The 1,151-nt window shown below is 40.0% G+C and carries 1 protein-coding gene; it reads left to right on the top strand.

What is annotated here, in order from left to right; genetic code table 11:
* A partial coding sequence (locus tag H7U04_RS11320; RefSeq protein ID WP_201059862.1) for an ISL3 family transposase occupies positions 1–1,151 on the top strand: 1,151 nt, incomplete at both ends.

Below are 1,151 nucleotides of genomic sequence, written 5' to 3'. Positions count from 1 at the left end.
AAGAATACCACAGAATTAATCGGAATTAAAGACCAAAATATCAAGATTTCACTTGTTTTTGAAACTGACACTCATATCGAGATTCAAGCAAAACTTGATTACCCTGCACCATCATGTCCTCACTGCCAAGGAAAGATGATTAATTATGACTTTCAAAAGCCTTCTAAAATTCCTCTTCTCGAACAAGCTGGAACGCCTACACTGCTACGTCTGAAGAAACGCCGTTTCCAGTGTAAAAGTTGTAAGAGAGTCACGGTAGCTAAGACATCTATCGTTGAGAAAAACTGCCAAATCTCAAATCTAGTCCGTCAAAAAGTTGCACAACTCCTAACTGAGAAGATGTCACTAACAGATATTGCCAGAAGACTTCGTGTGTCGACCTCTACCGTCTATCGTAAGCTTGATCAGTTTACTTTCAAGGAACATTTTGACAAACTCCCAAGGGTCATGTCCTGGGATGAGTTTGGTTTCAAGAAAGGGGAATTGGCTTTTGTGGCTCAGAACTATGAGACAAACAAACTCATAACCATCCTTGATAATCGCTGCCAAACCTCTATACGAAACTACTTTTTGAAGTATCCATTAAAAGCTCGCCAAAAGGTGCAGTTTATCACGATGGATATGTCTGGAGCCTACATCCCACTAGCCCGCAGACTCTTTCCAAACGCAAAAATCGTTCTTGATCGTTTCCACATCATCCAGCACCTTAGTCGAGCCTTTTTAAAGACAAGAATTGCAATTATGAACCAATTCGATAAGAAGTCACTACCCTATCGAGCCTTGAAAAATCACTGGCGACTCTTCCAAAAGGACAGCTGTAAGTTATCTCTCAACTCTTTCTATTCAAAGACTTTCCGTCAAACTTTAGCACCACATGAAGTCGTTGCGAAGACACTAGACTTTTCAGAAGAGCTTACCGACTACTATACACTTTATCAGCTCTTGCTTTTTCACTTTCAGGAGAAGAGAGTAGATGAGTTCTTTGGGCTGATAGAGGAAAATAGGAGCAAGATCAATCACTACTTTCAAACTGTCTTTAGGACTTTTCTTAGACATAAGCAATACATCCAAAACGCACTAGAAACAGACTATTCAAACGCAAAACTGGAAGCTACTAACAAGTTGATTAAAGACATCAAACGGTTGGGCTT

The sequence above is a fragment of the Streptococcus sp. 22.1 genome, from assembly GCF_016648645.1.
Taxonomy (GTDB): Bacteria; Bacillota; Bacilli; order Lactobacillales; family Streptococcaceae; genus Streptococcus.
This window is presented reverse-complemented; position numbering and strand designations above follow the sequence as displayed.